Raw genomic sequence first — 23,433 nt, forward strand, 5'->3', positions numbered from 1 at the left:
TCACCGCACTTCGCCGCCACCGCTCGCCGCCCGCCACCTCTCACCGCACTTCGCCGCCCGCCGTTTCTCGCTCCGGTCCGCGCGGTGCACCACCGCCCGCCGCGGTCGACGCTCCGCGGTGAGCGGGGTTCCCTTCTCTACCGAAGGCGTTAACAGGGGGCCCTTCCTTACCGGCCTAGGGTGGGCGGATGGGTGAGATCATGCTGATCCGACACGGCGAGACCGAGTGGAGCGCCAGCCGCCGCCACACCTCGTACACCGACCTGGGGCTCACCGACAACGGGGTCCGGCAGGCCCGCGCGCTGCGGGCCGCCCTCGCCGGGCACCGCTTCGCGGCCGTCCTGGCCAGTCCCCGCGCCCGTGCCCTGCGCACCGCCGAGCTGGCCGGGCTGCGGGTGGACGACGTCGACGACGACCTCGTCGAGTGGAACTACGGCCGGTACGAGGGGCGCACCACCGCCGAGATCCGCGGCGAACGCCCCGACTGGGTCATCTGGACCGACGGCTGCCCCGACGGGGAGTCGCCCGAACAGGTAGGTGCCCGCCTCGACCGGATCCTGGCCCGGGTCACCGGGCTGCTGGAGCAGGGCGACGTGGCGCTGGTGGCCCACGCGCACAGCCTGCGGGTCGCCGGTGCCCGGTGGATCGGCCTGCCGGCGGCCGGCGGCGGGCTGCTGCGGCTGGACACCGCCACGGTCAGCGCCCTGGGGCACGAGCACGGGCGGCGGGTCATCCTGCGGTGGAACCAGGCTCCCCCGCCGGTCGGGTCCGGGTCCGCGGTGACGGCGCGGCACTGATCCGGGGCGGGCGGCTCTCGTACGGGGTGGAGAGCACCACCGTGGTCCGGGTGGTCACGTTCGCCGAGGTGCGGATCTCCTGCAGCACCCGTTCCAGGTCCACCGGGCTGGCCACCCGCACCAGCAGCAGGTAGAAGTCGTCACCGGCCACCGAGTAGCACGAGTCGATCTCGGGCAGGTGGGCGAGCCGTTCCGGGGCGTCGTCGGGTTGCGACGGGTCGAAGGGCCGGATCGCCACGAAGGCGGTCAGCGGCAGGTCGAGCGCCTCGAACGACACCCGCGCGGTGTAGCCCTTGAGCACGCCGCGCTGCTCCAACCGGCGGACCCGCTGGTGCACCGCGGACACCGACAGGCCGACCTTCTCCGCCAGGTCCGTGTAGGACAGGCGGCCGTCGGCGGTCAGCGCGGTGACGATGGACCGGTCGATCTCCTCCACGGCGTGCAACCTACCCGGAAAAGCGCTCTCCCGCGACGACGTACCGCCGACCGGTGACCGGTGCTCAGCCCTTGGCCAGGGCCCGGGAGATGACCATCCGCTGGATCTGGTTGGTGCCCTCGACGATCTGCAGCACCTTCGCCTCCCGCAGGTACCGCTCCAGCGGGTGGTCGGCGACGTAGCCGGCACCGCCGAGGACCTGCACCGCGTCGGTGGTCACCCGCATCGCCACGTCGGTGGCGAACAGCTTTGCCTTCGCCGCCTCGGTCGAGTACGGCCGGCCCGCGTCGCGCAGCCGGGCCGCGTGCAGCGTCAGCGCGCGGGCGGCGGAGATCTGGGTGGCCGCGTCGGCCAGCAGGAACCCGAGTCCCTGGAAGGCGATGATCGGCTGGCCGAACTGCTGCCGTTCGCGGGCGTACCCGACGGCGTAGTCGAGGGCGGCCTGGGCCAGGCCGACGGCGCAGGCGGCGATGCCGAGCCGCCCGGAGTCCAGGGCGGACATGGCGATGGTGAAGCCCGCCCCCGCACCGCCAATCAGCCGGTCGGCGGGGACCCGGGCGTCGTCGAAGGCGATCTGGGCCACCGGGGAGGCGTGCAGCCCCATGGTCTTCTCGGCGGCCTGCGGGACGATGCCCGGGGTGTCCCGGTCGGCCAACAGGCAGGAGATGCCCTTGGGGCCGGGTCCGCCGGTGCGGCAGAAGATGTTGTAGAAGTCGGCCACCCGGGCGTGGGTGATCCAGGCCTTGGTGCCGGTGACCAGGTACGCGTCGCCGTCACGGACGGCCCGGGTGGTCAGGGCCGCGGCGTCCGAGCCGCCCTGGGGTTCGGAGAGACAGTACGCCCCGATCAGCTCGCCGCCGATCAGCTCCGGCAGTCGGCTGCGCTGCTCGTCGCTGCCGAACTCGGCAAGCGGGTAGCAGGACAGGGTGTGCACGCTGACCGCCTCGGCCACCGCCAGCCAGCGGCTGGCCAGGATCTCCAGCACCTGCAGGTACACCTCGTACGGCTGGGCGGCGCCCCCGTGCTCCTCGGGGTAGGGCAGCCCGAGCAGGCCGGCCCGGCCCAGCGTCCGCAGCACCTCGCGGGGGAACTCGGCGCGCTGTTCGTAGCCGGCCGCGTTCGGCGCGAGCTCCCGGTCGGCGAGTTCGGTGGCGAGGTCGAGCAGGTCGTGTGCCTCGTCGGTGGGTAGGATCCGGTCGACAGTCATGGCGGGGTGAGCTCCGTGGGGTGTTGAGCCGTTGCCGGGGTGGCCGGTCGGGCAGTGGGGGCCACCCGTCGTCGACAGCTTAACGTTCGTTCGGCATTCCTGGTCGGGTGGTCACCCGGACGGGACGCGACCACCGGGAGCCGGTTTTCGTCGGTGGGTTGTGCCAGGCTGTCGGGCGTGGCACACCGACCCCTGTTGCTCGTCGACGCGCCGAGCCTCTACTTCCGGGCCTACTTCGGCGTTCCCGAGTCGGCCGCCCGGGCCCCCGACGGCAGCCCGGTCAACGCGGTGCGCGGCTTCCTGGACATGCTCGCCTCGCTGGTGCGCAGCCGCCGACCGGACCGGCTGCTCTGCGCGCTGGACCACGACTGGCGGCCGGCGTGGCGGGTGGCGCTGCTGCCGTCGTACAAGGCACACCGGGTCGCCCCGGCCGGTGGCGAGGAGGTGCCGGACACCCTCACCCCGCAGGTCCCGGTGATCCTGGAGGTGCTCGCCGCGATCGGCATCCCGGCGGTCGGCGCGGCCGGTTACGAGGCCGACGACGTGCTCGGCACCCTGTCGGTGACCGAGCCCGCACCGGTGGAGGTGGTCTCCGGCGACCGGGACCTGTTCCAGCTCGTCGACGACGCCCGTGGGGTCCGGCTGCTCTACGTCGGCCGTGGGGTGGCCAAGCTGGACGACTGCGACGACGCGGCGGTGCGGGCCCGTTACGGGGTGCCGGCCGCGGGGTACGCCGACTTCGCGGCGCTGCGCGGCGACCCCAGCGACGGCCTGCCCGGGGTGCCCGGGGTCGGCGACAAGACCGCCGCCCGGCTGATCGACCGACACGGCAGCCTGGCCGGTGTCCTCGCCGCGCTGGACGAGCCGGGGGCGGGTTTCGCGCCGGGGCTGCGGGCCAGGCTGGTGGCCGCCCGCGACTACCTCGCCGTGGCACCGAAGGTGGTCGGGGTCGCCCGGGACGTGCCCCTGCCGGAGCTGGACACCCGGCTACCCACCGAGCCGGCCGACCCGGAGCGGTTGCTGGCCCTGGCGCAGCGGTGGAACCTGGCCGGCTCCTGCCGCCGCCTGGTCGACGCCCTCACCGACCAGGCCTGACCCGGAGGCAGGCGTCAGCGGGGCGGCGGGTTGCGCCGGGACGGGAACGGGGTCCCCGGCTGCCCCAGGGTCGACCGGCCCCGCAGCCCGACCGGGTCGATCGGCTCCGGCGGCGCGGGGGTCTGTTCCGCCGCCGCGTAGCGGGAGTCCAGGTAGGCCGCGGCGGCCCGGTCCTCGTCGGTGGGGGCGGCGAGCAGGGCGTAGACCAGCCCGACCACCACGAAGATCACCGCCAGTACGATCGGGGTCAGCAGGGTACTCACCCCGGCCCCGCTCACCACGCCGGTACGCGGGTGCAGGTGCACCGAGAGCGCGCTCATGCCGGTGAAGTGCATGCCGTTGACCGCGACCCCCATCAGCAGCGCCGAACCGGCGATGGCCAGCGGACGCCGGACGGTCATCGCCAGCCAGAGCGCCACCGTGGCGGCCACCACCGCGATCACCACCGACAGCACCACCCGAAGCGTGTCGTAGCCGAAGGTGCCGTTGAGGCGCATCGCCGCCATGCCGGTGTAGTGCATCGCCGCGACACCGGCACCGGTGAACAGGCCGCCGACGAGGAGCCTCGGGGCGGTGAGCCGACCGGTGCCGACGATGGCCAGGCCGATGCCGACGGCGACCACGGCGATCACCGTGCTGGCGATGGTGATCGGCACGTCGTAGCGGATCCGGGTGCCGGAGACCGCGAAGCCGAGCATCGCCATGAAGTGCATCGCCCAGATGGCGGTGCCCCCGAGCGCCCAGGCGCTCAGCGACCCCCACCAGATGCGTTGGCCGGTGCTGGACGCGGTACGGATCCGGCCGGCGCAGACCAGCCCCAGCACCGACCCCAGCACCGACAGCGCGTAGCTGAGCGCCGGGGTGATCCACCCGTACTCGAAATGACTGATCTGCGCCATGACAGAGATCTCCCCACGGATCAAACTTCTCGTCGGCGCTCCCCAGGCCGTGTCCATGATGGCGGCCCCTCTGAACAGGCCAAACGGCACCCCCCGAAAGTTTCGGGGGGTGCCGTTTCGGTGACAGACGGGTGCGTCGTTTCAGGTCGCGGCGTGGTAGGCGAGCACCCCTCGGTTGACGGTGGCGATCGCCTGCCGGGCGGTGGCCCGCAGCTCGGCCGAGGCGCCACCGGAGTCGGCGAGCTGACCCAGCAGGTCGACCACCTGCCGGGCCCACCGGACGAAGTCACCGGCCGGCATCTCACCGTCGATCTCGTGGCCGCTGGCCAGCACCTTCGCCAGCGTCTCGCCGCGGGCCCACCGGTAGATCGGCCAGGCGAAGCCGAGATCCGGCTCGCGGGTGACGGTCAACCCGCGGGCGGCCTCGTCGGACTCGATGCCGCTCCACAGCTTCAGCGTCTCCTCCACCGCCTCGGCCACCCCGCCCCGGGGCAGCGAGGCGCGTTCGTCGACGTCCCGGCGTGCCTCGAAGACGATCACCGAGACGGCCGCGGCCAGCTCCGCCGGGGTCAGACCGTCCCAGACGCCGCCGCGCAGACACTCGGCGACCAGCAGGTCCGCCTCGGTCCAGATCCGGCTCAGCATCCGCCCGGCGGCGGTGACCTCACCGTCGGCGGTGAGGTAGCCCCGGGCGGTCAGCAACGCCACGATCCGGTCGAAGGTACGGGCCAGCGAGCCGGTCCGGCCGGAGACCCGTTGCCGCAGCTCGTCGGTGTCACGCTCCAGGCGGCGACGCCGCTCCGCCCAGCGGGCGTGCTCCTCCCGGTCCGGGCAGGCGTGGCAGGGGTGCCGGCGCAGCTCGGCCCGCAGCTGGGTGAGCCGGTCGTCCTCGCCGTTGCCGCGTCCCCGGGCTCCCCGCCGGCTGCGCCGGTCCAGACCGGTGCCGCTGACCTGCGCGGCAAGGTCCCGGCGGGCGGCCGGCGACCGGTGGTTGAAGTGCTTGGGCACCCGGATGCGGGTGAGCACCTCGGCCGGGGTGGTGAAGTCACCGGGGCTGACCCGGCCGGCCCAGCGGTCCTGGGTCAACACCAGCGGGCGCGGCTCACCGAACCCGCCGGTGGCCGGATCGAGCACCACCGCCAGCCCGGCCCGGCGGCCGGCCGGCACCCGGATCACGTCGCCGACCCGCAGCCGCTCCAGGGCGGCCACGGCGGCCGCCCGGCGCTGGCTCTGCCCCTGCCGGGCGATGGACCGCTCCCGTTCGCCGATGGCCACCCGCAGGGCGAAGTACTCGTCGAAGTCACCGTGGTGGCACTCGGCCTCCACGCCGTACGCCTCGATGGTCTCGGTGTTGCGCTGCACCTGCCGGGCCAGGCCGACCACCGACCGGTCGGCCTGGAACTGGGCGAACGAGGACTCCAGCAGCTCCCGTGCCGGCGCGGTGCCGACCGTACCGACCAGGTTGACCGCCATGTTGTACGACGGCCGGAAGCTGGACCGCAGCGGGTAGGTGCGGGTGGAGGCCAACCCGGCCACGTGCCGGGGATCGGTCTCCGGTGACCAGACCACCACGGCGTGGCCCTCGACGTCGATGCCCCGCCGCCCGGCCCGGCCGGTGAGCTGGGTGTACTCCCCCGGGGTCAGGTCGACGTGCGCCTCGCCGTTGTACTTGACCAGCCGTTCCAGGACCACACAGCGGGCCGGCATGTTGATCCCCAGCGCCAGGGTCTCGGTGGCGAAGACCGCCTTGACCAGGCCCCGGACGAACAGCTCCTCGACGACCTCCTTGAAGACCGGCAGCATGCCGGCGTGGTGGGCGGCCAGGCCGCGCTCCAGGCCGTCGAGCCACTCCCAGTAACCGAGCACCGTCAGGTCCTCGCCGGGGATCGCGGTGACCCGCGACTCCACCACCCGGCGGATCTCCGCCCGCTCCTCCGGCGAGGTCAGTCGCAGCCCGGCGGCGAGGCACTGCTGGACGGCGGCGGCGCAGCCGGCCCGGCTGAAGATGAACAGGATCGCCGGCAGCAGGCCCTCCCGGTCCAGCCGGTCGACGATGTCGGGACGCAACGGCCCCCGCCACCGGGGACCCCGACGGCCCCACCCGCCGCCGCGGGTGTCGCTGACCTCCAGCCGGCGCAGCGTGTCCCGGGTGTAGCGCAGCAACTCGGGGTGGACGTCGTGCTTGCGGGCGGCGTCGGCATCGTGGAACAGGTCGAACATCCGCTTGCCGACCAGCATGTGCTGCCACAGCGGCACCGGACGGTGCTCGCTGACCACCACCGCGGTCTCGCCGCGCACGGTGACCAGCCAGTCGGCGAACTCCTCGGCGTTGGAGACGGTGGCCGACAGGGAGACCAGGGTGACCGAGGCCGGCAGGTGGATGATCACCTCTTCCCACACCCCGCCCCGGAACCGGTCGGCCAGGTAGTGCACCTCGTCCATCACCACGTAGGCCAGGCCGTCGAGGGTGGCCGAGCCGGCGTAGAGCATGTTGCGCAGCACCTCGGTGGTCATCACCACCACCGGCGCGTCGCCGTTGATCGCGTTGTCGCCGGTGAGCAGCCCGACCTGCTCGGTGCCGTAGCGCTCCACCAGGTCGTGGTACTTCTGGTTGGACAGCGCCTTGATCGGGGTGGTGTAGAAGCACTTGCGCCGCGCCGGTGCCGGGCCGTCGGCGACCGCCGGGCCCGCAGGGGCACCCCGCAACGCCAGATGTACGGCGAACTCGCCGACCACCGTCTTGCCCGCGCCGGTGGGGGCACAGACCAGGACCCCGCTGCCCTTCTCCAGGGCCTGGCACGCCTCGCGCTGGAAGTCGTCGAGATCGAACCCCACCCCGAGGGCGAACTCGTCAAGCGCCGGGAACTCGGAGGCCTGCGCGGCCCGGCGGCGCGCCGCGGCGTAGCGCTCGGCGGGACTCGACATGTCACCAAGATTAGTGCGTCCTGCCACGGGCCACCCGGCAAGGCCGTGCGGGCGGGTGGTCGGGGGCGGTCGGTAGGGTGCACGGCGTGCCGGACCATGCCGAATCTCCCACGACCCGTGCCGCCGAGCCACACCGCCGGTCCGTCGCGGCGGTCCTCTTCGACTTCCACGGCACCCTCGCCCAGGTGGAGGAGCCCCACGAGTGGGTGCTCGCCGCCGCGGCGGCGTGCGGGGTCACCCTCGACCGGATCCGGGCCACCTCGCTGGCCGACCGGCTGGTGATGGCCGGCCGGGCGGGCGGACCCCTGCCGGCCCGGGTGCCGCCCCGGCTGGCCGAGCTCTGGGCCGACCGGGACCTGTACGAACACGCCCACCGGGCGGCGTACACCGGGCTGGCCGAGACGGTCGACACCGGCATCGACGGGTTGGCCGAGGCGCTGTACCAGCGGGTGCTCGTCCCCGAGGGCTGGGTGCTGTACCCGGACACCGGGCCGACCCTGACGGCGCTGCGGCAGGCCGGCGTGAAGGTCGCGGTGGTCAGCAACATCGGCTTCGACCTCCGGCCGCTCTTCGTCGCCTGGGGGCTCGACGAGCTGGTAGACGCGTACGCGCTCTCCTACGAGGTGGGGCGCTGCAAGCCCGACCCGGGGATCTTCCTGCGGGCCTGCGGGATGCTCGGGGTGGACCCGGAGGAGACGCTGATGGTCGGTGACACACCTGCCGACGCTGGCGCGGTCGCGGCCGGCTGCGCGGCGCTGGTGCTGCCGGCGGTCGGACCGGGGCGGCGCAGCGGCCTCGGCGCGGTGCTCGACCTGGCGCTAACCACCTCCCGTTAGCACCGTCGGTTAGCGCCGCTGTGACGATCGGGTTATCGTCGCTGCCATGATCACCGAGGTGGGTCCGGCCCGGGACCGCATCGTGCGGGCCGCCGCCGCGCTGCTGGCCGAGGGCGGCCGGGAGGCGGTCACCACCCGGGCGGTGGGCCGGGTCGCCGGAGTGCAGGCCCCGACCATCTACCGGCAGTTCGGCGACATGCGGGGCCTGCTCGACGCGGCGGCCAGCTACCGATTCGCCGCCTACCTGCACGCCGAGTCCTCCGGCGAGCTGACCGGCGACCCGGTAGACGACCTGCGCCGGGGCTGGGACGTCCAGGTCGGCTTCGGCCTGACCAACCCGGCCTGCCACGCCCTGATGTACGGCGACCCGCAGCCGGGCCGGACCCCCACCGCCGCCCGGGTCGCCGCCGACATCCTGCACCACCTGGTCCTGCGGGTGGCCGAGGCGGGCCGGCTGCGCACCGGCGTGCCCGAGGCGACCGGCATGCTGCACGCCGCCGCCTGCGGGGTCACCCTCGCCCTGATCCGGGCGGACCCGGCGACGCAGGACCCCGACCTGTCCGCCCGGACCCGCCAGGCGCTGCTGGCCACGCTGGTAAGCGACTCGGTGGCCGCCCGGGCGCTGCCGGCCGCCGCCGACCCGGTCCGGCACGCGGTCGCCCTGCGGGCCGCCCTGCCCCAGTGGGCCACCGCCCTCACCGACGCCGAACGCGCCCTGCTCACCGAGTGGCTGGACCGGCTGGCGGCCTGACCGCCCCAGCGGGCCACCGGGCCACCGGGCCACCGGGCCCGACGGTGGCGGTCAGCGCAGCAGGTGGGCGGCGGCGGGCACGGCGGTGACGGTGACCGGCAGGTCCAGCACCCGCTCCCCGTCGGCGTAGCCGGTGATCCCCTCGGCGGTGAGCTGCACGCTACGGGCCCGGAAGCAGCGCACCAGCGGATGCCGGACGTGGGTGCCCCGGTAGATGCTCGGCTTGACCCGCATCAGGGTCCGCCTGTCGAACCGGCCACCCACCACCACGTCCAACAGCCCGTCGGTCGGGTCGGCGTCCGGGCAGATCCGCATCCCACCGCCGTAACTGGCGCAGTTGCCCACCGCCACCAGGACCGCGTCCAACTCGTGCACCACCCCGTCGAGCCGCAGCGTGTACCGGCGGGCACGCAGCCGGGCCAGCTCGACCAGGATCGCCAGATCGTAGCGGCGGGGACCACGGGGCCACCGCATCCGGTTGGCCCGCTCGTTGACGATCGCGTCGAAGCCGGCGGCCAGCACCGCCCCGAACCACCGTGGTGCGCCCGCCGCCCCGGTCAGCCGGGCCAGGTCGACCGGGCGGGTCCGGCCCGCCCGCAGGGCCGCCACGACCGCGTCGGCCGCGGCGAGCGGATCGGTCGGGAAGCCGGTGTCCGCCGCGAAGTCGTTGCCGGTGCCGACCGGCAGCACCCCGAACGGCACCCCGGTGCCGGCCACCGCCTGCAACGCCCGGTGCACCGTGCCGTCACCGCCCACCGCGACCAGTGCGCCGGCTCCCTCGGCGACCGCCCGCCGGCAGGCCGACTCGGCCCCGGCACCACCGTCGGCGGTCAGCACCCGGACCGGGCGGTCGACCGCCGCCAGCCGGTGCAGCAGGTGGGGCAGCAGGTCACGATGGCGACCCCGGGACGCCGACGGGTTGACCAGGACGGCCAGGGGGCCGTCGGGAGGCGACGGTCGATCGGGGACGATCACGGCCAGCACCGTACCCGTCCCCGACCGGTCAGGTCATGTCGTCGTACCGGCGCTCGATCGGCGTCGGTGCCGCGATCGGCTCGGGCGCGGTGATCGGATCGGCGGCCTCGATGCGCTGCCCGGCGACCACCGGCTCGCGGTCGTCGGACAACGGCGACGCCTCGTCGTCGTCGACACCCGCGTAGATCTCCTTGCCGCGGCCCCGACGTCTGTCGTTGACGAACGCCACCCCCACCGCGATGAAGTAGAGCAGGCAGAGGCAGAGCGCCAGCAGCGTCATGCCGAACGGGCCCGGGTCCGGCGTGGCCACCGCCGCGAAGGCGAAGCAGATGAAGACCACGACCCGCCACCAGCTGAGCAGCCGACGGGCGCTCACCACCCCGGTGAAGTTGAGCATCAACAGGGTCAACGGGAACTCGAACGCCACCCCGAACAGCAGGATCATGTTGGTGACGAAGGAGATGTACCGGGTCACCTCCAGCTGCGAGTCGGTGCCGGTGACCCCGGCCTCCAGCAGGAAGGCCAGCCCCTTGTCGACCACGAAGTACGCCAGGATCGAGCCGGCGGCGAACAACGGCGCCGCGATCGCCACGAAGACGTAGGCCCACTTGCGTTCGTGCCGGTGCAGACCGGGGGCGATGAACGCCCAGAGCTGGTAGAGCCAGACCGGGCCGCCGAGGATCAGCCCGACCCACAACGCGATCTTGAGCTTGAGGACGAACCCGTCCGCCGGCGAGAGCATCAGGAAGTTCTGACACTCGCCGTCGACCATCATGCCGGGCAGCCGGCAGTACGGCTGCGCCAGCAGGTCGAACACGTCCTGGGCGACCACGAACCCGGCCACCAACCCGATAAGGATCGCCAGCGAGGCGCGGAACAGCCGGGTGCGCAGCTCGCGCACGTGCTCGATGAGGGTCATCGAGCCGTCGGCGGCCCGTTCGAACGTGCTCGGACCGCGTTTACGGAGGGCGAAGGCCACGGTCTCGGGGCCCTTCGGTCAGTTGTCGCGGACGCGCTGCACCGGGTCGCTGACCGGGGGTGCGTACGGCTGCTGCTGACCCGGGGCGGCGTACTGCTGCTGCGGGGGCGGCGCGTACTGCTGCTGACCCGGGGCGTACGGCTGCTGGCCCGGAGCGTACTGCTGCTGGGCGGCGTTGGGCGGCAGCGGCTGGTAGCCGGTCTGCGCGTCGGCCTTCTCGGCCAGGTCGCGGTCGTCGTCCTGCAGGCTCTTCGTCTCGGCCTTGATGATCCGCAGCGAACGGCCGAGCGAGCGGGCCGCGTCGGGGAGCCGCTTCGCGCCGAAGAGCAGGATCAGCACGACCACGAGTACGGCGATGTGCCACGGCTTGAGGGCACCCATGGGAAGCTCCAGTCGCTCTGTGTGTCTGCCGGGGTGGGTCGCAACCCATCGTACGTCCGTCACGGGCCGTTGCCACCCGCCGGGCGGTGGTGATTCGTCCCGGCCGGTGAAGTCTCGGCCAACCCGGGTTGTCCCGTCAACCACCTGCGCGGACCCTTTCCCCGGTCGGGCCGGGTCGGGTCGGCGGCCGCGACGACCGCGATCGATCAGCCGCCGCGCCGGGCGTTGATCACGGCCATCCGCTGCTGGGCGGTGGCCAGCCGCTCCTGGAGCGACTCGGCCCGCGACTGCAACGCCTCGGCGGAGTCGCGCAGCTGCTCAGCCTCGGCGGCCCGCCGTTGCAGGGCCAGCGCCGCCCGGCGCAGCCGGGGCAGCCGGGTCAGCACCGACCGGACGGCCAGCGCCAGCACGACCAGCGCGAACAGCAACACCGCGAGCACGATCCACGTCACCACGGCGTCAGCCTACCGGCCGTCGCCACGGACCGCCGGAGCGGCGGTGCCGGTGACCGCCACCGGCCGCCACCGGCGCTGATGCCGGCCCGGCGGGGGCCGGGGTGACAGCGACGGTGCCGGCCCGGGGTGGCTGCCCTCACCCGGCGGCGGGCGCGGGGGACGCGTAGGCGTCGAGCGCGGCGACCGCCTGGGCGCGTACCTGCTCGACCAACTCCGTCGGAGCGACCACGGTGACGTTCGGCCCCAGGCCCAGCACGAACCGGCGGGCCCAGTCCAGGTCGGTGACCCGCAGCGAGACCAGCCACCGGTCGCCGTCGCCGGGCTCGACCGACTCGCACGGGTAGTACTCGGTGATCCACCGCTCCCCACGACCGATCCGCAGGGTGATCAACGGCAGCTGCGGCGAGGGCCGGAACACCCCGTCACTCAGATCGTGCGGACGGGCCCGCGGCGGTGCCGCCGCCGGCTCGGCCAACTCGGTGAACGCGTCGATCCGGTCGGCCCGGAACAGCCGTACCTCCTCCGCCCGGCGGCACCACGCCTCGACGTACGCCCGGCCGCCCACCGAGAGCATCCGCAGCGGGTCGATGGTCCGTTCGGTGGTCTCGTCCCGGGCCGCGGTGTAGTACGTGATCCGCAGGGCCCGCCCCCGCTGCACCGCGTCGCGCAGCTCACGCACCTGCGGGCTGTCCCCGGCCAGCCGGACCGCCACCGGGGCGCCGACCAGGTCGCCGGCCGCGTCCTCGATCTTGGCCAGGGCCCGCTCCACCGCCTCCCGGTTGGCCACCCCGGGCGTCTCGGCGAGCATCCGCAGCGCCACCACCAGCGCCAACGCCTCGTCCGGGGTGAGCCGCAGCGGCCGGTCGATCCCCGCGTCGTAGGTGATGGTCACCCGGTCGCCGTCGAAGGCCATGTCGATCAGGTCGCCGGGGCCGTAACCGGGCAGTCCGCACACCCAGAGCAGCTCCAGGTCCTCGCGCAGCTGCCGCTCGGTGACCCCCAGGTCGCCGGCGGCCTCGGCGATCTCGATGCCGGGCCGGGCCAGCAGGTAGGGCACCAGGTTGAGCAGCCGGGCCAGCCGGTCGGCCGAGGCCCGGGAGCCGCCCCGGGCGGCCGGGCGGGTCACCGCGGGCTCCCGGCGGGCACCAGCTCGTCGTGCCGGGCGGCGATCTCCTTCAACCGTTGGATCACCGCGTCGCGGACCTCCGGCGGCTCCAGCACCCGCACCTGCGGGCCGTACCCGACGAGCTGACCGGCCAGCGAGTCCGGATCGGCGTACGGCAGCACCAGCCGGTCACCGTCCGGGCCGCCGCGGCACTCCACCGCCCAGCGGCGCAGGCCGGCGGCGCGCCCCGGGGCCACCAGGACGGTGGCCCGCCCGGTGCGCTCCACCGGCCCGGACCAGCGGGCGACGTGGCTGATCAGATCCAACCCGGCCGGCGGCTGGTAGGCCCCCGGGGGGCCGGTCACCCGGACCGCGCCCACCACCCGGGAGAGCCGGAAGCACCGGGTGGCGCCCCGGTCCAGGTCGTGTCCGACGACGTACCAGCGGCCACGCCAACAGACCACGCCCCACGGCTGCAGTCGGCGGCGGGTGGGCGCGTCGTCGTCGGGTACCCGGTAGTCGAAGCCGACCACCCGGCGGTCCCGGGCGGCGGCGGTCAACGGCGCGAACGCCGGGTCGACGGTGACCATCGGCTCCAGGCCGAGGGTCGCCTGCGGGTCCACGTCCACCCCGGCGGCGCGCAGCTTGGCCAACCCGGAGGAGGCGGCGGCGGCCAGCCCGGCGTGCTGCCACAGCCGGGCGGCGATGCCCACCGCGGCGGCCTCGTCCGGTTCCAGGGGGATGTCGGGCAGCGCGTACTCGCGGTGCGCGATGCGGTAGCCCGGCTCGGCGTCGAAGATGCTCGCCGTGCCGGTCTCCAACGGCACGCCCAACTCCCGCAGCTCGGCCTTGTCCCGCTCGAACTTGCGCTGGAAGGCCTCGTGGTCCCGGGGATCGTCGGGGTCGTGCTCGTAACCGGGCACGGTCGCGGCGATCTGCGCGGCGGTCAGGAACCGTCGCGTGGACAGCAGACAGATCACCAGGTTGACCAGGCGTTCGGTGCGGTTCCGCGACACGTGCAAACGCTAGCAGGCCGACCGGGCGCGGCGCGCACCCACGCCGCCGCCCCGGCGCCGACCCCGGGCACCGGCGCGCGGGGGGTCGAGGCTAGCGTGCCGGGCATGGTGCGATGGCGGTCCGGCACGGTCACGACGGTACGGCGGCAGTGGGCCGGCGCGGTGGAACTCGACGTCGCACTGCCCGACGGCGCCACCATGCGGGCCCTGGCCTACCCCGACCTGGTCGGCCGGCCGGAGCCCGGCGACCGGGTGCTGCTCAACGCCGGGGCACTGCTGATGGGCCTCGGCACCGGCGGGTACGCCCTGGTCGTGGCGGTGCCGGACCGGCTGCCGGCCGACCCGCCGCAGACCGTCGACACCCGCGACGCCGGGCACCTGGTCAAGGCCCGATACACCCCGCTGCAGCCGATCCTGCTCGGGGTGGACGAGGAGGCCTCCCCGCACCACGGCCTGCTCGCCGCCGCCGAGAGCCTCGACGGGATGCCGGTGGTCACCGCCGACCTGCACTCCGCGCTGCCGGCCATCCTCGCCGGCGTCCGCGCCGACGCGCCCGGTTGCCGGGTGGCGTACCTGCTCACCGACGGTGGCGCGCTACCGGCCTGGTTCTCCCGCACGCTGGCCGGGCTGCACGACCAACTCGCCGGCACGATCAGCGTCGGGCAGGCCTTCGGCGGCGACCTGGAGGCCAGCACCCTGCACAGCGGACTGCTGGCCGCCCGGCACGTACTCGCCGCCGACCTCGCGATCGTCGCCCAGGGGCCGGGCAACCTCGGCACCGGTACCCGGTGGGGTTTCTCGGGGGTCGCGGTCGGTGAGGCGGTCAACGCCGTCGCCGTGCTCGGCGGCCGGCCCGTCGGCTCGCTGCGGATCTCCGCCGCCGACCCCCGCGCCCGGCACCGGGGGGTGTCCCACCACAGCGTCACCGCCTACGGTCGGGTCGCGCTCGCCCCCGCCGACCTGGTCGTCCCCGCCGGCCTGGCCCCGGAGCTGGCCGCCGAGGTCGACGCCGCGCTCGCCCCGCTGGCCGAACGGCACCGGATCGTGCGGGTACCCGCCGACGGCCTCGACGCCGCGCTGCGCGCCAGCGCGGTCCCGCTGTCCACCATGGGTCGTGGCCTGGACGCCGACCACGCCTACTTCCTCGCCGCCGCCGCCGCCGGCCGGCACGCCGCCGGCCTCATCGCCTGACCACCGGGGCCCGCGCGGGAGTCAGAGTAGGAAGATCAACGCCAGCCAGGCACCGATCATGGCCACCAGCGCGACGGTCAACACCCAGGTCGGCACGGTGTACTCGCCGCGCCGGTTGCGCTCGATCTCGGCGCGGACCTTCTCCCGACGGCGCTCCAGCCAGTTGCGCGGTCGGGTGTCCTCGGATCGCCCGGAGGGCTCGGAACTCGTCATGACCAGGCAAGCGTACCGGTGGGCTCTCGACCGCCCACCGGTACGCCGGTGCCACCTGCCGGCGGCGCCGCTCACATGCTGGCGATCAGCCGCTCCACCCGCTCGTCGTAGGCCCGGAACGGGTCCTTGCAGAGCACCGTGCGCTGCGCCTGGTCGTTGAGCTTCAGGTGCACCCAGTCGACGGTGAAGTCCCGTCGCTTCTCCTGGGCGTGCCGGATGAACTCGCCACGCAGCCGGGCCCGGGTGGTCTGCGGCGGGGTCTCCTTCGCCTCGAAGATCTCCGGATCGGTCGCCACCCGGTCCACCTCGCCGCGCCGCTCCAACAGGCCGTACAGGCCGCGACCCCGGCGCACGTCGTGGTAGGCCAGGTCCATCTGCGCCACCCGGGGGTGCGACAGCGGCAGGTCGTGCTTGCGCTGGTACCGCTCGATCAGCCGCAACTTCGTGACCCAGTCGATCTCGCGGGACACCGGCTCCAGGTCACCGGACTCCACCGCGCTGAGCACCCGGCCCCAGAGCTCCACCACCCGCTTGGCGGTCTGGTCCCCGCCGCGGCGCTCGACGAACTCCGTGGCCTTGGCGAGGTACTCCTGCTGGATGTCCAGGGCACTGACCTCCTTGCCCGAGGTCAGCCGCACCTTGCGCCGGCCGGTGATGTCGTGCGACACCTCCCGGATCGCCCGGATCGGGTTCTCCAGCGACAGGTCCCGCATCACCACACCGGCCTCGATCATCCGCAGCACGATGTCGGCGGTGCCGACCTTCAGCAGCGTGGTGACCTCGTTCATGTTGGAGTCACCGACGATCACGTGCAGCCGCCGGTACCGCTCCGCGTCGGCGTGCGGCTCGTCCCGGGTGTTGATGATCGGCCGGCTCCGGGTGGTCGCCGAGGAGACCCCCTCCCAGATGTGCTCGGCCCGCTGGGACAGGCAGTAGACAGCGCCCCTGGGGGTCTGCAGCACCTTGCCCGCGCCGCAGATCAACTGCCGGGTGACCAGGAACGGGATCAACACGTCGGCCAGCCGGCCGAACTCACCGTGCCGGGAGACCAGATAGTTCTCGTGGCAGCCGTACGAGTTGCCGGCGGAGTCGGTGTTGTTCTTGAACAGGTAGATCTCGCCGGCGATGCCCTCGTCGTGCAGCCGCTTCTCCGCGTCGACGAGCAGCCCTTCCAGGATCCGTTCACCGGCCCGGTCGTGGGCCACCAGGTCCACCACCGAGTCGCACTCCGGGGTCGCGTACTCCGGATGCGACCCGACGTCCAGATACAGCCGGGCCCCGTTGCGGAGGAACACATTGCTTGACCGGCCCCACGACACCACCCGCCGGAACAGGTACCGCGCGACCTCGTCGGGGGACAGTCGACGTTGCCCGCGGTAGGTGCAGGTGACGCCGTACTCGGTCTCGAGGCCGAAGATTCGCCGCTCCATGATGTGACATTAGCCGCCCGAGGCCCCAGATGGGCACTGCTCACCCCGCCGGAAACCGGCGTGCCCCCGCGGCCGGGCGCACAGCGCGCTGCCCGGGCCTGGTCGGGCCCGGGCAGCACCTGGTCACCGCTGGTGCCACCGCGATCCGACCGGCTCGGCGGGCCGGGACAGGAGGCACCGCCCACCGGGTGGCTCGGTGCGCGGGTGCGCGGCGGGTTACGGGGTCGGCGGCTGGGGCTGCTGGCCCTCCAGGTCGGCCGAGCCCGCCGAGGTCGTCGGCTTGCCGGCCTCCTCGGTCGGAGTCGGCGGCGTGTCGTCGGTGGCCGGGGCCTCGGCCGTGGCCGCGTCCCCGTCGAGCAGAGCGGTCAACGCGGCACCGGTGATCCGGCGGAACGTCCGACCGACCCGACGGCGGTCCAGCACCGCGACCTCAAGCTGGTCGGCGGCGATGGTACGGGCCGCGCCACCCTCCCCGCCGACGCTGCTCAACGCCCGCATCGCGACCTTGACCGCCTCGCCGAGGGACATGTCCGGGCGGTGGTGGGACTTCAACACCCCGGTGATCGCCTCGGCCTGCCCGCCCATGGCCATCCGGCCCGGCTCGTCGTTGACCGAGCCGTCGTAGGTCAACCGGTACAGCTCGTCGTCGGCGGCGGTGGCACCCACCTGGGCCACGCAGATCTCCACCTCGAAGGGCTTGGACTGCTCGGTGAAGATCGCCCCCAGGGTCTGGGCGAAGGCGTTGGCCAACGCCCGACCGGTGACGTCGCGCCGGTCGTAGCTCAGGCCGTTGAGGTCGGCCATCCGCACGCCGGCGCGGCGCAGGTTCTCGAACTCGTTGTACCGACCGACGGCGGCGAAGCCGATCCGGTCGTAGATCTCACTTACCTTGTGCAGGGCGCTGGAGAGGTTCTCGGCGGCGAAGAGCACCCCGTCGGCGTAGCTCAGCACCACCGCGCTTCGACCCCGGGCGATGCCCTTGCGGGCCAACTCGGAGCGGTCGCGCATGATCTGCTCGGGCGAGGCGTAGAACTGCATGGCCACGGCGGCGGTTCTCCTTCTGGGGCGCGGTGACGAACGACTGCTTCGGGTGGAGGTCGGCTGGGCGGTCAGCCGCCCGGGTTCTCCCGGCGGGCCTCGACCACGCTCTGGGCCAGCGCGGAGACCTCCTCGTCGGTGAGCCGGTGGGTGCCCTCCGCCGTCGCCGTCATCACCACCGGGTAGATCCGGCGGATCAGGTCCGGGCCACCGGTGGCGGTGTCGTCGTCGGCCGCGTCGTAGAGCGCGTCCACCGCCAACCGGACGGCCTCGTCGACCGCGACCCCGGGGCGGTAGCGCTTCTTCAACGCGGACTTGGCGAAGATCGAACCGGACCCGACGGCGTCGTACCCCTGCTCCTCGTAGGGGCCGCCGGTGACGTCGAAGCTGAAGATCCGGCCGGCGCGCTGCGGGTCGCTGGCGGCCAGGTCGAAGCCGGCGAAGAGCGGCACCACCGCGAGGCCCTGCATCGCCGCACCGAGGTTGCCCCGGATCATCGCGGCGAGCCGGTTGGCCTTACCGTCCAACGAGAGCATTGCGCCCTCGATCTTCTCGTAGTGCTCCAGCTCCACCTGGAACAGTCGCATCATCTCCAGGCCGATGGCGGCCGAACCGGCGATGCCGACCAGGGAGTACGCGTCAGCCGGGTGCACCTTCTCCATGGTGCGCTGGGCGATCATGTTGCCCATGGTGGCCCGCCGGTCGCCGGCCAGCACCACGCCACCGGCGGCGGCGATGGCCACGATGGTGGTCGCGTGCGGCGACAGGTCGGCGGCGATGCCCGGCGGCAGCGGCCGCCGTCCGGGCAGCATCTCGGGAGCAGCCTTGCTCAGGAACGTGGTGAAGGAGGACGTCCCCGCGTTGGTGAACACATCTGGTAGACGCCCGGATGGATCAAAAGCCGCTGCCACGTGGTTCCTCTCAGGTACGTGATGGCCCTGGCCAGCCTCACCGGACTGTCCCGGAACTGACCAAGACCACCGTTGCAGTTGAAGCAGAGTATCCCGCGCACCCACCCGGTGCGATGATCGTGGTCCGGACGTCACGGGCCCGCGCCCGGCCGAACGGACCCCGGGCACGCCATGATCGAGCGGCCCGACAGAACGGATATGTTGCCTATTGCCCGCCTTTTTGCACATAGCCCCGCACGAACTCCTCGGCGTTCTCCTCCAGCACGGAGTCGATCTCGTCGAGCAGGTCGTCGACGTCCTCGGTGATCTCGGCGTGCCGCTCGGCGACCTCCGGATTCGCCTCGGTGGTGACGTCCTCGGTCTCCTCACCCTGGCGGGACTTGCCCGACTGCGACTGCCCGCCGCTGTCACGAGTGGCCATTGCTGCCTCCTCCACGATCGCCTGCGATGAACTTACCTCGCACCGGTGACGAAAACCCGCCCCGCCGGTACGCCGGGCGGGGTGTCAGCCCCCGGTCAGGGTCTCCAGCAGATCCTTGGCGCTGGCACACCTGTCGAACAACGCGCCGACGTGCGCCCGGGTGCCCCGCTCGGGCTCCATCATCGGCACCCGGACCAGCGACTCCCGCCCCACGTCGAAGATGACCGAGTCCCAACTGGCGGCCACCACCTCGGAGGCGTACTGGGCCAGGCAGCGGCCCCGGAAGTAGGCCCGGGTGTCCGCCGGCGGCTCGGTCATCGCGGTGCGGGTCTGCTCGTCGGTCAGCAGCGTCTTCATCGCCCCCCGGGACACCAGCCGGTGGTACAGCCCCTTCTCCGGACGTACGTCGGAGTACTGCAGGTCGACCAGCTGCAGCTTGTGCGAGCCCCAGCCGAGCTTCTCCCGCTCCCGGTAGCCCTCCAACAGCCGCAGCTTGGCCACCCAGTCCAGCTCGTCGGCGCAGGACATCACGTCCCGGCCGAGCTTGTCCAGCACCGCCTCCCAGCGGGCCAGCACGTCGGTGGTCTGCTCGTCGACGTCGGCGCCGTACCGCTCGTCCACGAAGGACCGGACCCGCTCGTAGTACGCCCACTGCACGTCCAGCGCGGTGAGTCGCCGGCCGTCGCGCAGCCGCATCCGGTGGGTCAGCGACGGGTCGTGGCTGACCGCCCGCAACTCGGCGACCGGGTCGGCGATGCCCAGGTCACCCCCGAGCGCCTTCTCCTCGATCATGGTCAGGATCAGCGCCGTGGTGCCGAGCTTGAGATAGGTGGAGATCTCCGACAGGTTGGCGTCACCGATGATGACGTGCAGCCGGCGGTACTTGTCGGCATCGGCGTGCGGCTCGTCGCGGGTGTTGATGATCGGCCGCTTCAGGGTCGTCTCCAGCCCCACCTCGACCTCGAAGAAGTCGGCACGCTGGGAGATCTGGAAACCGCTCTGGCCGCCGTCCTGGCCGATGCCGACCCGGCCGGCCCCGCAGACGATCTGCCGGGTGACGAAGAACGGTGTCAGGTACGCGACGATGTCGGCGAACGGGGTCTGCCGACGCATCAGGTAGTTCTCGTGGGCACCGTAGCTGGCGCCCTTGTTGTCGGTGTTGTTCTTGTAGAGGTGGATCGGCTGCGTGCCGGGGATGGTGGCGGCCCGGCGGGAGGCCTCGGCCATCACCCGTTCACCTGCCTTGTCCCACCGGACCAGGTCCAGGGGGTTGGTGACCTCGGGTGTGGAGTACTCCGGGTGGGCGTGGTCGACGTAGAGCCGGGCCCCGTTGGTGAGTATCACGTTGGCCAACCCCAGGTCCTCGTCGGCGAGGGCCTCGGCGGGGTCGTAGGCGGCGCCGGAGTAGGTGAACCCCCGGGCGTCGCGCAGCGGCGACTCCTCCTCGTAGTCCCAGCGGGCCCGGCCGCCCCGGTTGAGCTCCGGGCGGGCCCCGTAGGCGTTGACCACCTGCGAGGAGGTGACCATCGGGTTGGCTCCGGCCTGGCCGGGCACGGAGATGCCGTACTCGACCTCGGTACCCATGATCCGTCTTACGCTCATCGAATTACCCGCTTCGCTCGCCCGACCCGGTCCCCCGTCATGTCGAGCGTAGTCGGCCCGGCACGCGATGGTGGTGCCGCGACGCGACGGCGGGTCGCCGGTACGCGCCGGGCCCACGGCGTGGCACGCCGCGGGCCCGGAACGGTGACCGTCAGAGGTACTGGCCGGTGTTGCTGGCGGTCTCGATGGACCGGCCGGCCTCGGCGCCCTTGCCGCCGGAGACGAGCGTACGGATGTAGACGATCCGTTCGCCCTTCTTGCCGGAGATGCGGGCCCAGTCGTCGGGGTTGGTGGTGTTGGGTAGGTCCTCGTTCTCGCGGAACTCGTCGACGCAGGCGTCGAGCAGGTGCTGCAGGCGCAACCCCTTGCGGCCGGAGGTGAGGAACTCCTTGATGGCCATCTTCTTGCCCCGGTCGACGATGTTCTGGATCATCGCGCCGGAGTTGAAGTCCTTGAAGTAGAGGACCTCCTTGTCACCGTTGGCGTAGGTGACCTCGAGGAAGCGGTTCTCCTCGGTCTCGGAGTACATCCGCAGCACGACCGCGTCGATCATGGCCGCCACGGTGCTCTGCGCGTCGCCACCGTGCTCGGTCAGGTCGTCCGGGTGCAGCGGCAGCCCGGAGAGGATGTACTTGGAGAAGATGTCCTTGGCCGCCTCGGCGTCCGGCCGCTCGATCTTGATCTTCACGTCCAGTCGGCCCGGCCGCAGGATCGCCGGGTCGATCATGTCCTCCCGGTTGGAGGCGCCGATGACGATGACGTTCTCCAGCCCCTCCACCCCGTCGATCTCGCTGAGCAGCTGCGGGACGATGGTGTTCTCCACGTCGGAGGAGACGCCGGAGCCCCGGGTACGGAAGATCGAGTCCATCTCGTCGAAGAACACGATGACCGGGGTTCCCTCCCCGGCCTTCTCCCGGGCCCGCTGGAAGATCAGCCGGATGTGCCGCTCGGTCTCGCCGACGTACTTGTTGAGCAGCTCCGGGCCCTTGATGTTGAGGAAGAAGCTGGTGTGCCTGTCCTTGCCCAGCCGCTCGGCGATCTTCTTGGCCAACGAGTTGGCCACCGCCTTGGCGATCAGCGTCTTGCCGCAGCCCGGTGGGCCGTAGAGCAGGATGCCCTTCGGCGGGCGGAGCTGGTGCTCACGGAACAGGTCGGCGTGCAGGAAGGGCAGCTCCACCGCGTCGCGGATCTGCTCGATCTGCGACTGGAGACCACCGATGTCGGTGTAGTCGACATCCGGCACCTCCTCCAGGACCAGCTCCTCGACCTCACTCTTCGGGATCCGTTCGTAGGCGTACGCCGAACGGGGCTCGATCATGAGCGAGTCGCCGGCCCGGATCGCGCTGCCGATCAGGGTCTCGGCCAGATGCACGATCCGTTCCTCGTCGGAGTGGGAGACCACCAGCGCCCGGTCGGCCGGGCCACCGGAGGGGTTCTCCAGCATCTCCTTGAGCATGACCACCTCGCCGACCCGCTCGAACCCGAACGCGTCGACGATGTTGAGCGCGTCGTTGAGCAGGACCTCCTGCCCACGGCGCAGCTCGGTGGCGTCCAGCGAGGGCGAGACGGCGACGCGGAGCTTGCGTCCGCCGGTGAAGATGTCCACCGTGCCGTCGTCGTGCCGCGCCAGGAAGACGCCATAGCCACTCGGCGGTTGCGCGAGGCGGTCGATCTCCTCCTTGAGCGTCACGATCTGCGCGCGAGCCTCCTTGAGGGTGCTCACGAGCCGGTCGTTGTTCTCGGTCAGCCGCGCCAACTGGGCCTGGGTGGCCGCCAGCCGCTCTTCGAGCTGCCGGACGTGTCGGGGGCTTTCGGTCAACTTGCGCCGCACCAGAGCGAGTTCCTCTTGGAGAAACGCGACCTGCGTGGAGAGATCGTGGGCCTCCTTCTCCCACCGTGCGGCGCGCGAGTCCGCGTCGTCGCTGCGTGCCACGTCCCACCTCCCCGGGGGGCTTGAACGTTCTTGCCTAACACTAGCCGCTGTGAGGCCGATTCGGTCCCACGCAACGCCCTCGTCACTGAACCTTGATCGCCGCGACCTGATCGGCCGGCCGGCCGACCGCCCTCGGGCCGGTACTGCCACCGACGGTCCACCGGCCCCACCTCCGCCCCGTCCGGCCGCCGTGACCTGCGGCTGAGGGCCGCGGCGAGCGGACCGACACGCCGGGTGCCGGGCCCGCCACCCGGCGCGCCGACACCACCGGGCCCACCGGCGACCGGCCGGATGATCACGCCAGGGATCAATGTCATACCGCGTCGGGGTTTCGCCCCGACGACCGGACCACGGTGTGCCGGGTGCCGCCGCGTCCCGGACGTCGGGCCGGTCGGGGCCGGCGGGGTGCGGACGGGCGTGGGCACCGGGGTACCGTCGAGGTCGTGGGACGGACGAAGATGGGGGTACGTCGGTGACCGAGGTCGCGACCGATCAGTTGCAGGTCTGGGTGGATCAGGAGCTCTGCACCGGAGACGGGCTCTGTGTGCAGTACGCCCCGGAGGTCTTCGAGTTCGACGTCGACGGCCTGGCCTACGTCAAGGCCGCCGACGGTGAGCTTCGGCTGGCCCCAGGCAGCCGGGTCGACGTCCCCGAGCACCTGCGCCTGGAGGTGATCGACTCGGCCAAGGAGTGCCCCGGTGAGTGCATCCACGTGGTGCGGGGCAGCGACGACGTCGAGGTGGCCGGCCCGGACGCCGCATCGGACTGAGCACCGCGGCGCCCGGCCACACCTCTCCCCCGCACCTTTCTCCGCCGGCCTACAGCCACCGCCGGCCA

Annotated in this window: 24 protein-coding genes; 6 read left to right on the forward strand and 18 right to left on the reverse strand. The window is 72.8% G+C overall.

What is annotated here, in order from left to right:
- The first annotated feature begins 188 nt into the window (after positions 1 to 188).
- Positions 189 to 797, forward strand: a complete 609-nt coding sequence (locus tag ACN28G_RS12095; RefSeq protein WP_421479144.1) for a histidine phosphatase family protein — start codon at positions 189 to 191, stop codon at positions 795 to 797.
- On the opposite strand, the gene ACN28G_RS12100 is transcribed toward ACN28G_RS12095, so the two are convergent.
- Positions 730 to 1,233 (reverse strand): Lrp/AsnC family transcriptional regulator, encoded by a 504-nt coding sequence (locus tag ACN28G_RS12100; RefSeq protein ID WP_091438870.1) that lies wholly within the window; start codon positions 1,231 to 1,233, stop codon positions 730 to 732. The genes ACN28G_RS12095 and ACN28G_RS12100 overlap by 68 nt on opposite strands.
- A 64-nt stretch (positions 1,234 to 1,297) precedes the next feature.
- Complete coding sequence (locus ACN28G_RS12105; protein ID WP_091438872.1) at positions 1,298 to 2,440, reverse strand: acyl-CoA dehydrogenase family protein; 1,143 nt, start codon at positions 2,438 to 2,440, stop codon at positions 1,298 to 1,300.
- A 177-nt stretch (positions 2,441 to 2,617) separates the two neighbouring features.
- Here ACN28G_RS12105 and ACN28G_RS12110 point away from each other — a divergent pair, with 177 nt between their 5' ends.
- Positions 2,618 to 3,535, forward strand: a complete 918-nt coding sequence (locus ACN28G_RS12110) for a 5'-3' exonuclease (RefSeq protein ID WP_091438874.1) — start codon at positions 2,618 to 2,620, stop codon at positions 3,533 to 3,535.
- 14 nt (positions 3,536 to 3,549) lie between these two features.
- Here the strand turns inward: ACN28G_RS12110 and ACN28G_RS12115 are convergent, their stop codons facing one another.
- Entirely contained in the window at positions 3,550 to 4,434 is an 885-nt protein-coding gene (locus tag ACN28G_RS12115) for an MHYT domain-containing protein (RefSeq protein WP_091438876.1), read from the reverse strand.
- A gap of 141 nt (positions 4,435 to 4,575) precedes the next feature.
- Entirely contained in the window at positions 4,576 to 7,359 is a 2,784-nt protein-coding gene (locus tag ACN28G_RS12120; protein WP_421479145.1) for a DEAD/DEAH box helicase, read from the reverse strand.
- 77 nt (positions 7,360 to 7,436) lie between these two features.
- On the opposite strand from ACN28G_RS12120, the gene ACN28G_RS12125 reads away from it, so the two are divergent.
- Positions 7,437 to 8,195 carry an HAD family hydrolase gene (locus ACN28G_RS12125; RefSeq protein WP_421479146.1) on the forward strand — a complete coding sequence of 253 codons (759 nt, stop codon included), beginning with the start codon at positions 7,437 to 7,439 and terminating at the stop codon, positions 8,193 to 8,195.
- Between the two features lie 46 nt (positions 8,196 to 8,241).
- On the forward strand, positions 8,242 to 8,946 hold the full coding sequence (locus ACN28G_RS12130; protein ID WP_421479147.1) for a TetR/AcrR family transcriptional regulator: 705 nt from the start codon (positions 8,242 to 8,244) through the stop codon (positions 8,944 to 8,946).
- Positions 8,947 to 8,997: 51 nt separating this feature from the next.
- On the opposite strand, the gene ACN28G_RS12135 is transcribed toward ACN28G_RS12130, so the two are convergent.
- The 6 genes from ACN28G_RS12135 to ACN28G_RS12160 all read right to left on the reverse strand — a co-directional run bounded on the left by ACN28G_RS12135 (position 8,998) and on the right by ACN28G_RS12160 (position 13,857).
- Entirely contained in the window at positions 8,998 to 9,930 is a 933-nt protein-coding gene (locus tag ACN28G_RS12135) for a diacylglycerol kinase family protein (RefSeq protein WP_421479148.1), read from the reverse strand.
- Positions 9,931 to 9,949: 19 nt separating this feature from the next.
- A complete protein-coding gene (gene tatC / locus ACN28G_RS12140) occupies positions 9,950 to 10,900 on the reverse strand; it encodes a twin-arginine translocase subunit TatC (RefSeq protein ID WP_091438882.1) in 951 nt (316 codons plus the stop codon).
- A gap of 18 nt (positions 10,901 to 10,918) precedes the next feature.
- Positions 10,919 to 11,281 carry a Sec-independent protein translocase subunit TatA gene (gene tatA, locus ACN28G_RS12145; RefSeq protein WP_091438883.1) on the reverse strand — a complete coding sequence of 121 codons (363 nt, stop codon included), beginning with the start codon at positions 11,279 to 11,281 and terminating at the stop codon, positions 10,919 to 10,921.
- 206 nt (positions 11,282 to 11,487) lie between these two features.
- On the reverse strand, positions 11,488 to 11,736 hold the full coding sequence (locus ACN28G_RS12150; protein WP_091438884.1) for a hypothetical protein: 249 nt from the start codon (positions 11,734 to 11,736) through the stop codon (positions 11,488 to 11,490).
- A gap of 136 nt (positions 11,737 to 11,872) precedes the next feature.
- Positions 11,873 to 12,862: a helix-turn-helix transcriptional regulator gene (locus ACN28G_RS12155; RefSeq protein ID WP_091438885.1), complete on the reverse strand. Its 990-nt coding sequence runs from the start codon at positions 12,860 to 12,862 to the stop codon at positions 11,873 to 11,875.
- Positions 12,859 to 13,857: a helix-turn-helix transcriptional regulator gene (locus ACN28G_RS12160; RefSeq protein ID WP_091438886.1), complete on the reverse strand. Its 999-nt coding sequence runs from the start codon at positions 13,855 to 13,857 to the stop codon at positions 12,859 to 12,861. Before ACN28G_RS12160 ends, ACN28G_RS12155 begins: the two co-directional genes overlap by 4 nt.
- A gap of 105 nt (positions 13,858 to 13,962) precedes the next feature.
- On the opposite strand from ACN28G_RS12160, the gene ACN28G_RS12165 reads away from it, so the two are divergent.
- The gene (locus ACN28G_RS12165) at positions 13,963 to 15,048 is read left to right on the forward strand and encodes a DUF3866 family protein (protein ID WP_091446536.1); all 1,086 of its coding nucleotides are present in this window, start codon (positions 13,963 to 13,965) and stop codon (positions 15,046 to 15,048) included.
- Between the two features lie 21 nt (positions 15,049 to 15,069).
- Here the strand turns inward: ACN28G_RS12165 and ACN28G_RS12170 are convergent, their stop codons facing one another.
- The 8 genes from ACN28G_RS12170 to arc all read right to left on the reverse strand — a co-directional run bounded on the left by ACN28G_RS12170 (position 15,070) and on the right by arc (position 22,596).
- Complete coding sequence (locus tag ACN28G_RS12170; RefSeq protein ID WP_091438887.1) at positions 15,070 to 15,261, reverse strand: hypothetical protein; 192 nt, start codon at positions 15,259 to 15,261, stop codon at positions 15,070 to 15,072.
- 71 nt (positions 15,262 to 15,332) lie between these two features.
- The gene (gene pafA, locus ACN28G_RS12175) at positions 15,333 to 16,691 is read right to left on the reverse strand and encodes a Pup--protein ligase (RefSeq protein WP_091438888.1); all 1,359 of its coding nucleotides are present in this window, start codon (positions 16,689 to 16,691) and stop codon (positions 15,333 to 15,335) included.
- A 216-nt stretch (positions 16,692 to 16,907) separates the two neighbouring features.
- A complete protein-coding gene (gene prcA / locus ACN28G_RS12180) occupies positions 16,908 to 17,735 on the reverse strand; it encodes a proteasome subunit alpha (protein WP_091438889.1) in 828 nt (275 codons plus the stop codon).
- Positions 17,736 to 17,800: 65 nt separating this feature from the next.
- Complete coding sequence (gene prcB / locus ACN28G_RS12185) at positions 17,801 to 18,640, reverse strand: proteasome subunit beta (RefSeq protein WP_175440560.1); 840 nt, start codon at positions 18,638 to 18,640, stop codon at positions 17,801 to 17,803.
- Positions 18,559 to 18,741, reverse strand: coding sequence for an endonuclease domain-containing protein (locus tag ACN28G_RS12190; RefSeq protein WP_229688339.1), 183 nt, complete (start codon positions 18,739 to 18,741; stop codon positions 18,559 to 18,561). Before ACN28G_RS12190 ends, prcB begins: the two co-directional genes overlap by 82 nt.
- A gap of 104 nt (positions 18,742 to 18,845) precedes the next feature.
- Positions 18,846 to 19,061 carry a ubiquitin-like protein Pup gene (locus tag ACN28G_RS12195; RefSeq protein ID WP_091438891.1) on the reverse strand — a complete coding sequence of 72 codons (216 nt, stop codon included), beginning with the start codon at positions 19,059 to 19,061 and terminating at the stop codon, positions 18,846 to 18,848.
- Between the two features lie 84 nt (positions 19,062 to 19,145).
- Entirely contained in the window at positions 19,146 to 20,663 is a 1,518-nt protein-coding gene (gene dop, locus ACN28G_RS12200; RefSeq protein ID WP_091438892.1) for a depupylase/deamidase Dop, read from the reverse strand.
- 151 nt (positions 20,664 to 20,814) lie between these two features.
- On the reverse strand, positions 20,815 to 22,596 hold the full coding sequence (arc, locus tag ACN28G_RS12205; protein ID WP_091438893.1) for a proteasome ATPase: 1,782 nt from the start codon (positions 22,594 to 22,596) through the stop codon (positions 20,815 to 20,817).
- A gap of 472 nt (positions 22,597 to 23,068) precedes the next feature.
- Here arc and ACN28G_RS12210 point away from each other — a divergent pair, with 472 nt between their 5' ends.
- Positions 23,069 to 23,365, forward strand: coding sequence for a ferredoxin (locus ACN28G_RS12210; protein ID WP_091438894.1), 297 nt, complete (start codon positions 23,069 to 23,071; stop codon positions 23,363 to 23,365).
- Positions 23,366 to 23,433: the final 68 nt, after the last annotated feature.

The organism is Micromonospora sp. WMMA1923 (assembly GCF_049179195.1).
GTDB classification, from domain to species: domain Bacteria; phylum Actinomycetota; class Actinomycetes; order Mycobacteriales; family Micromonosporaceae; genus Micromonospora; species Micromonospora yangpuensis.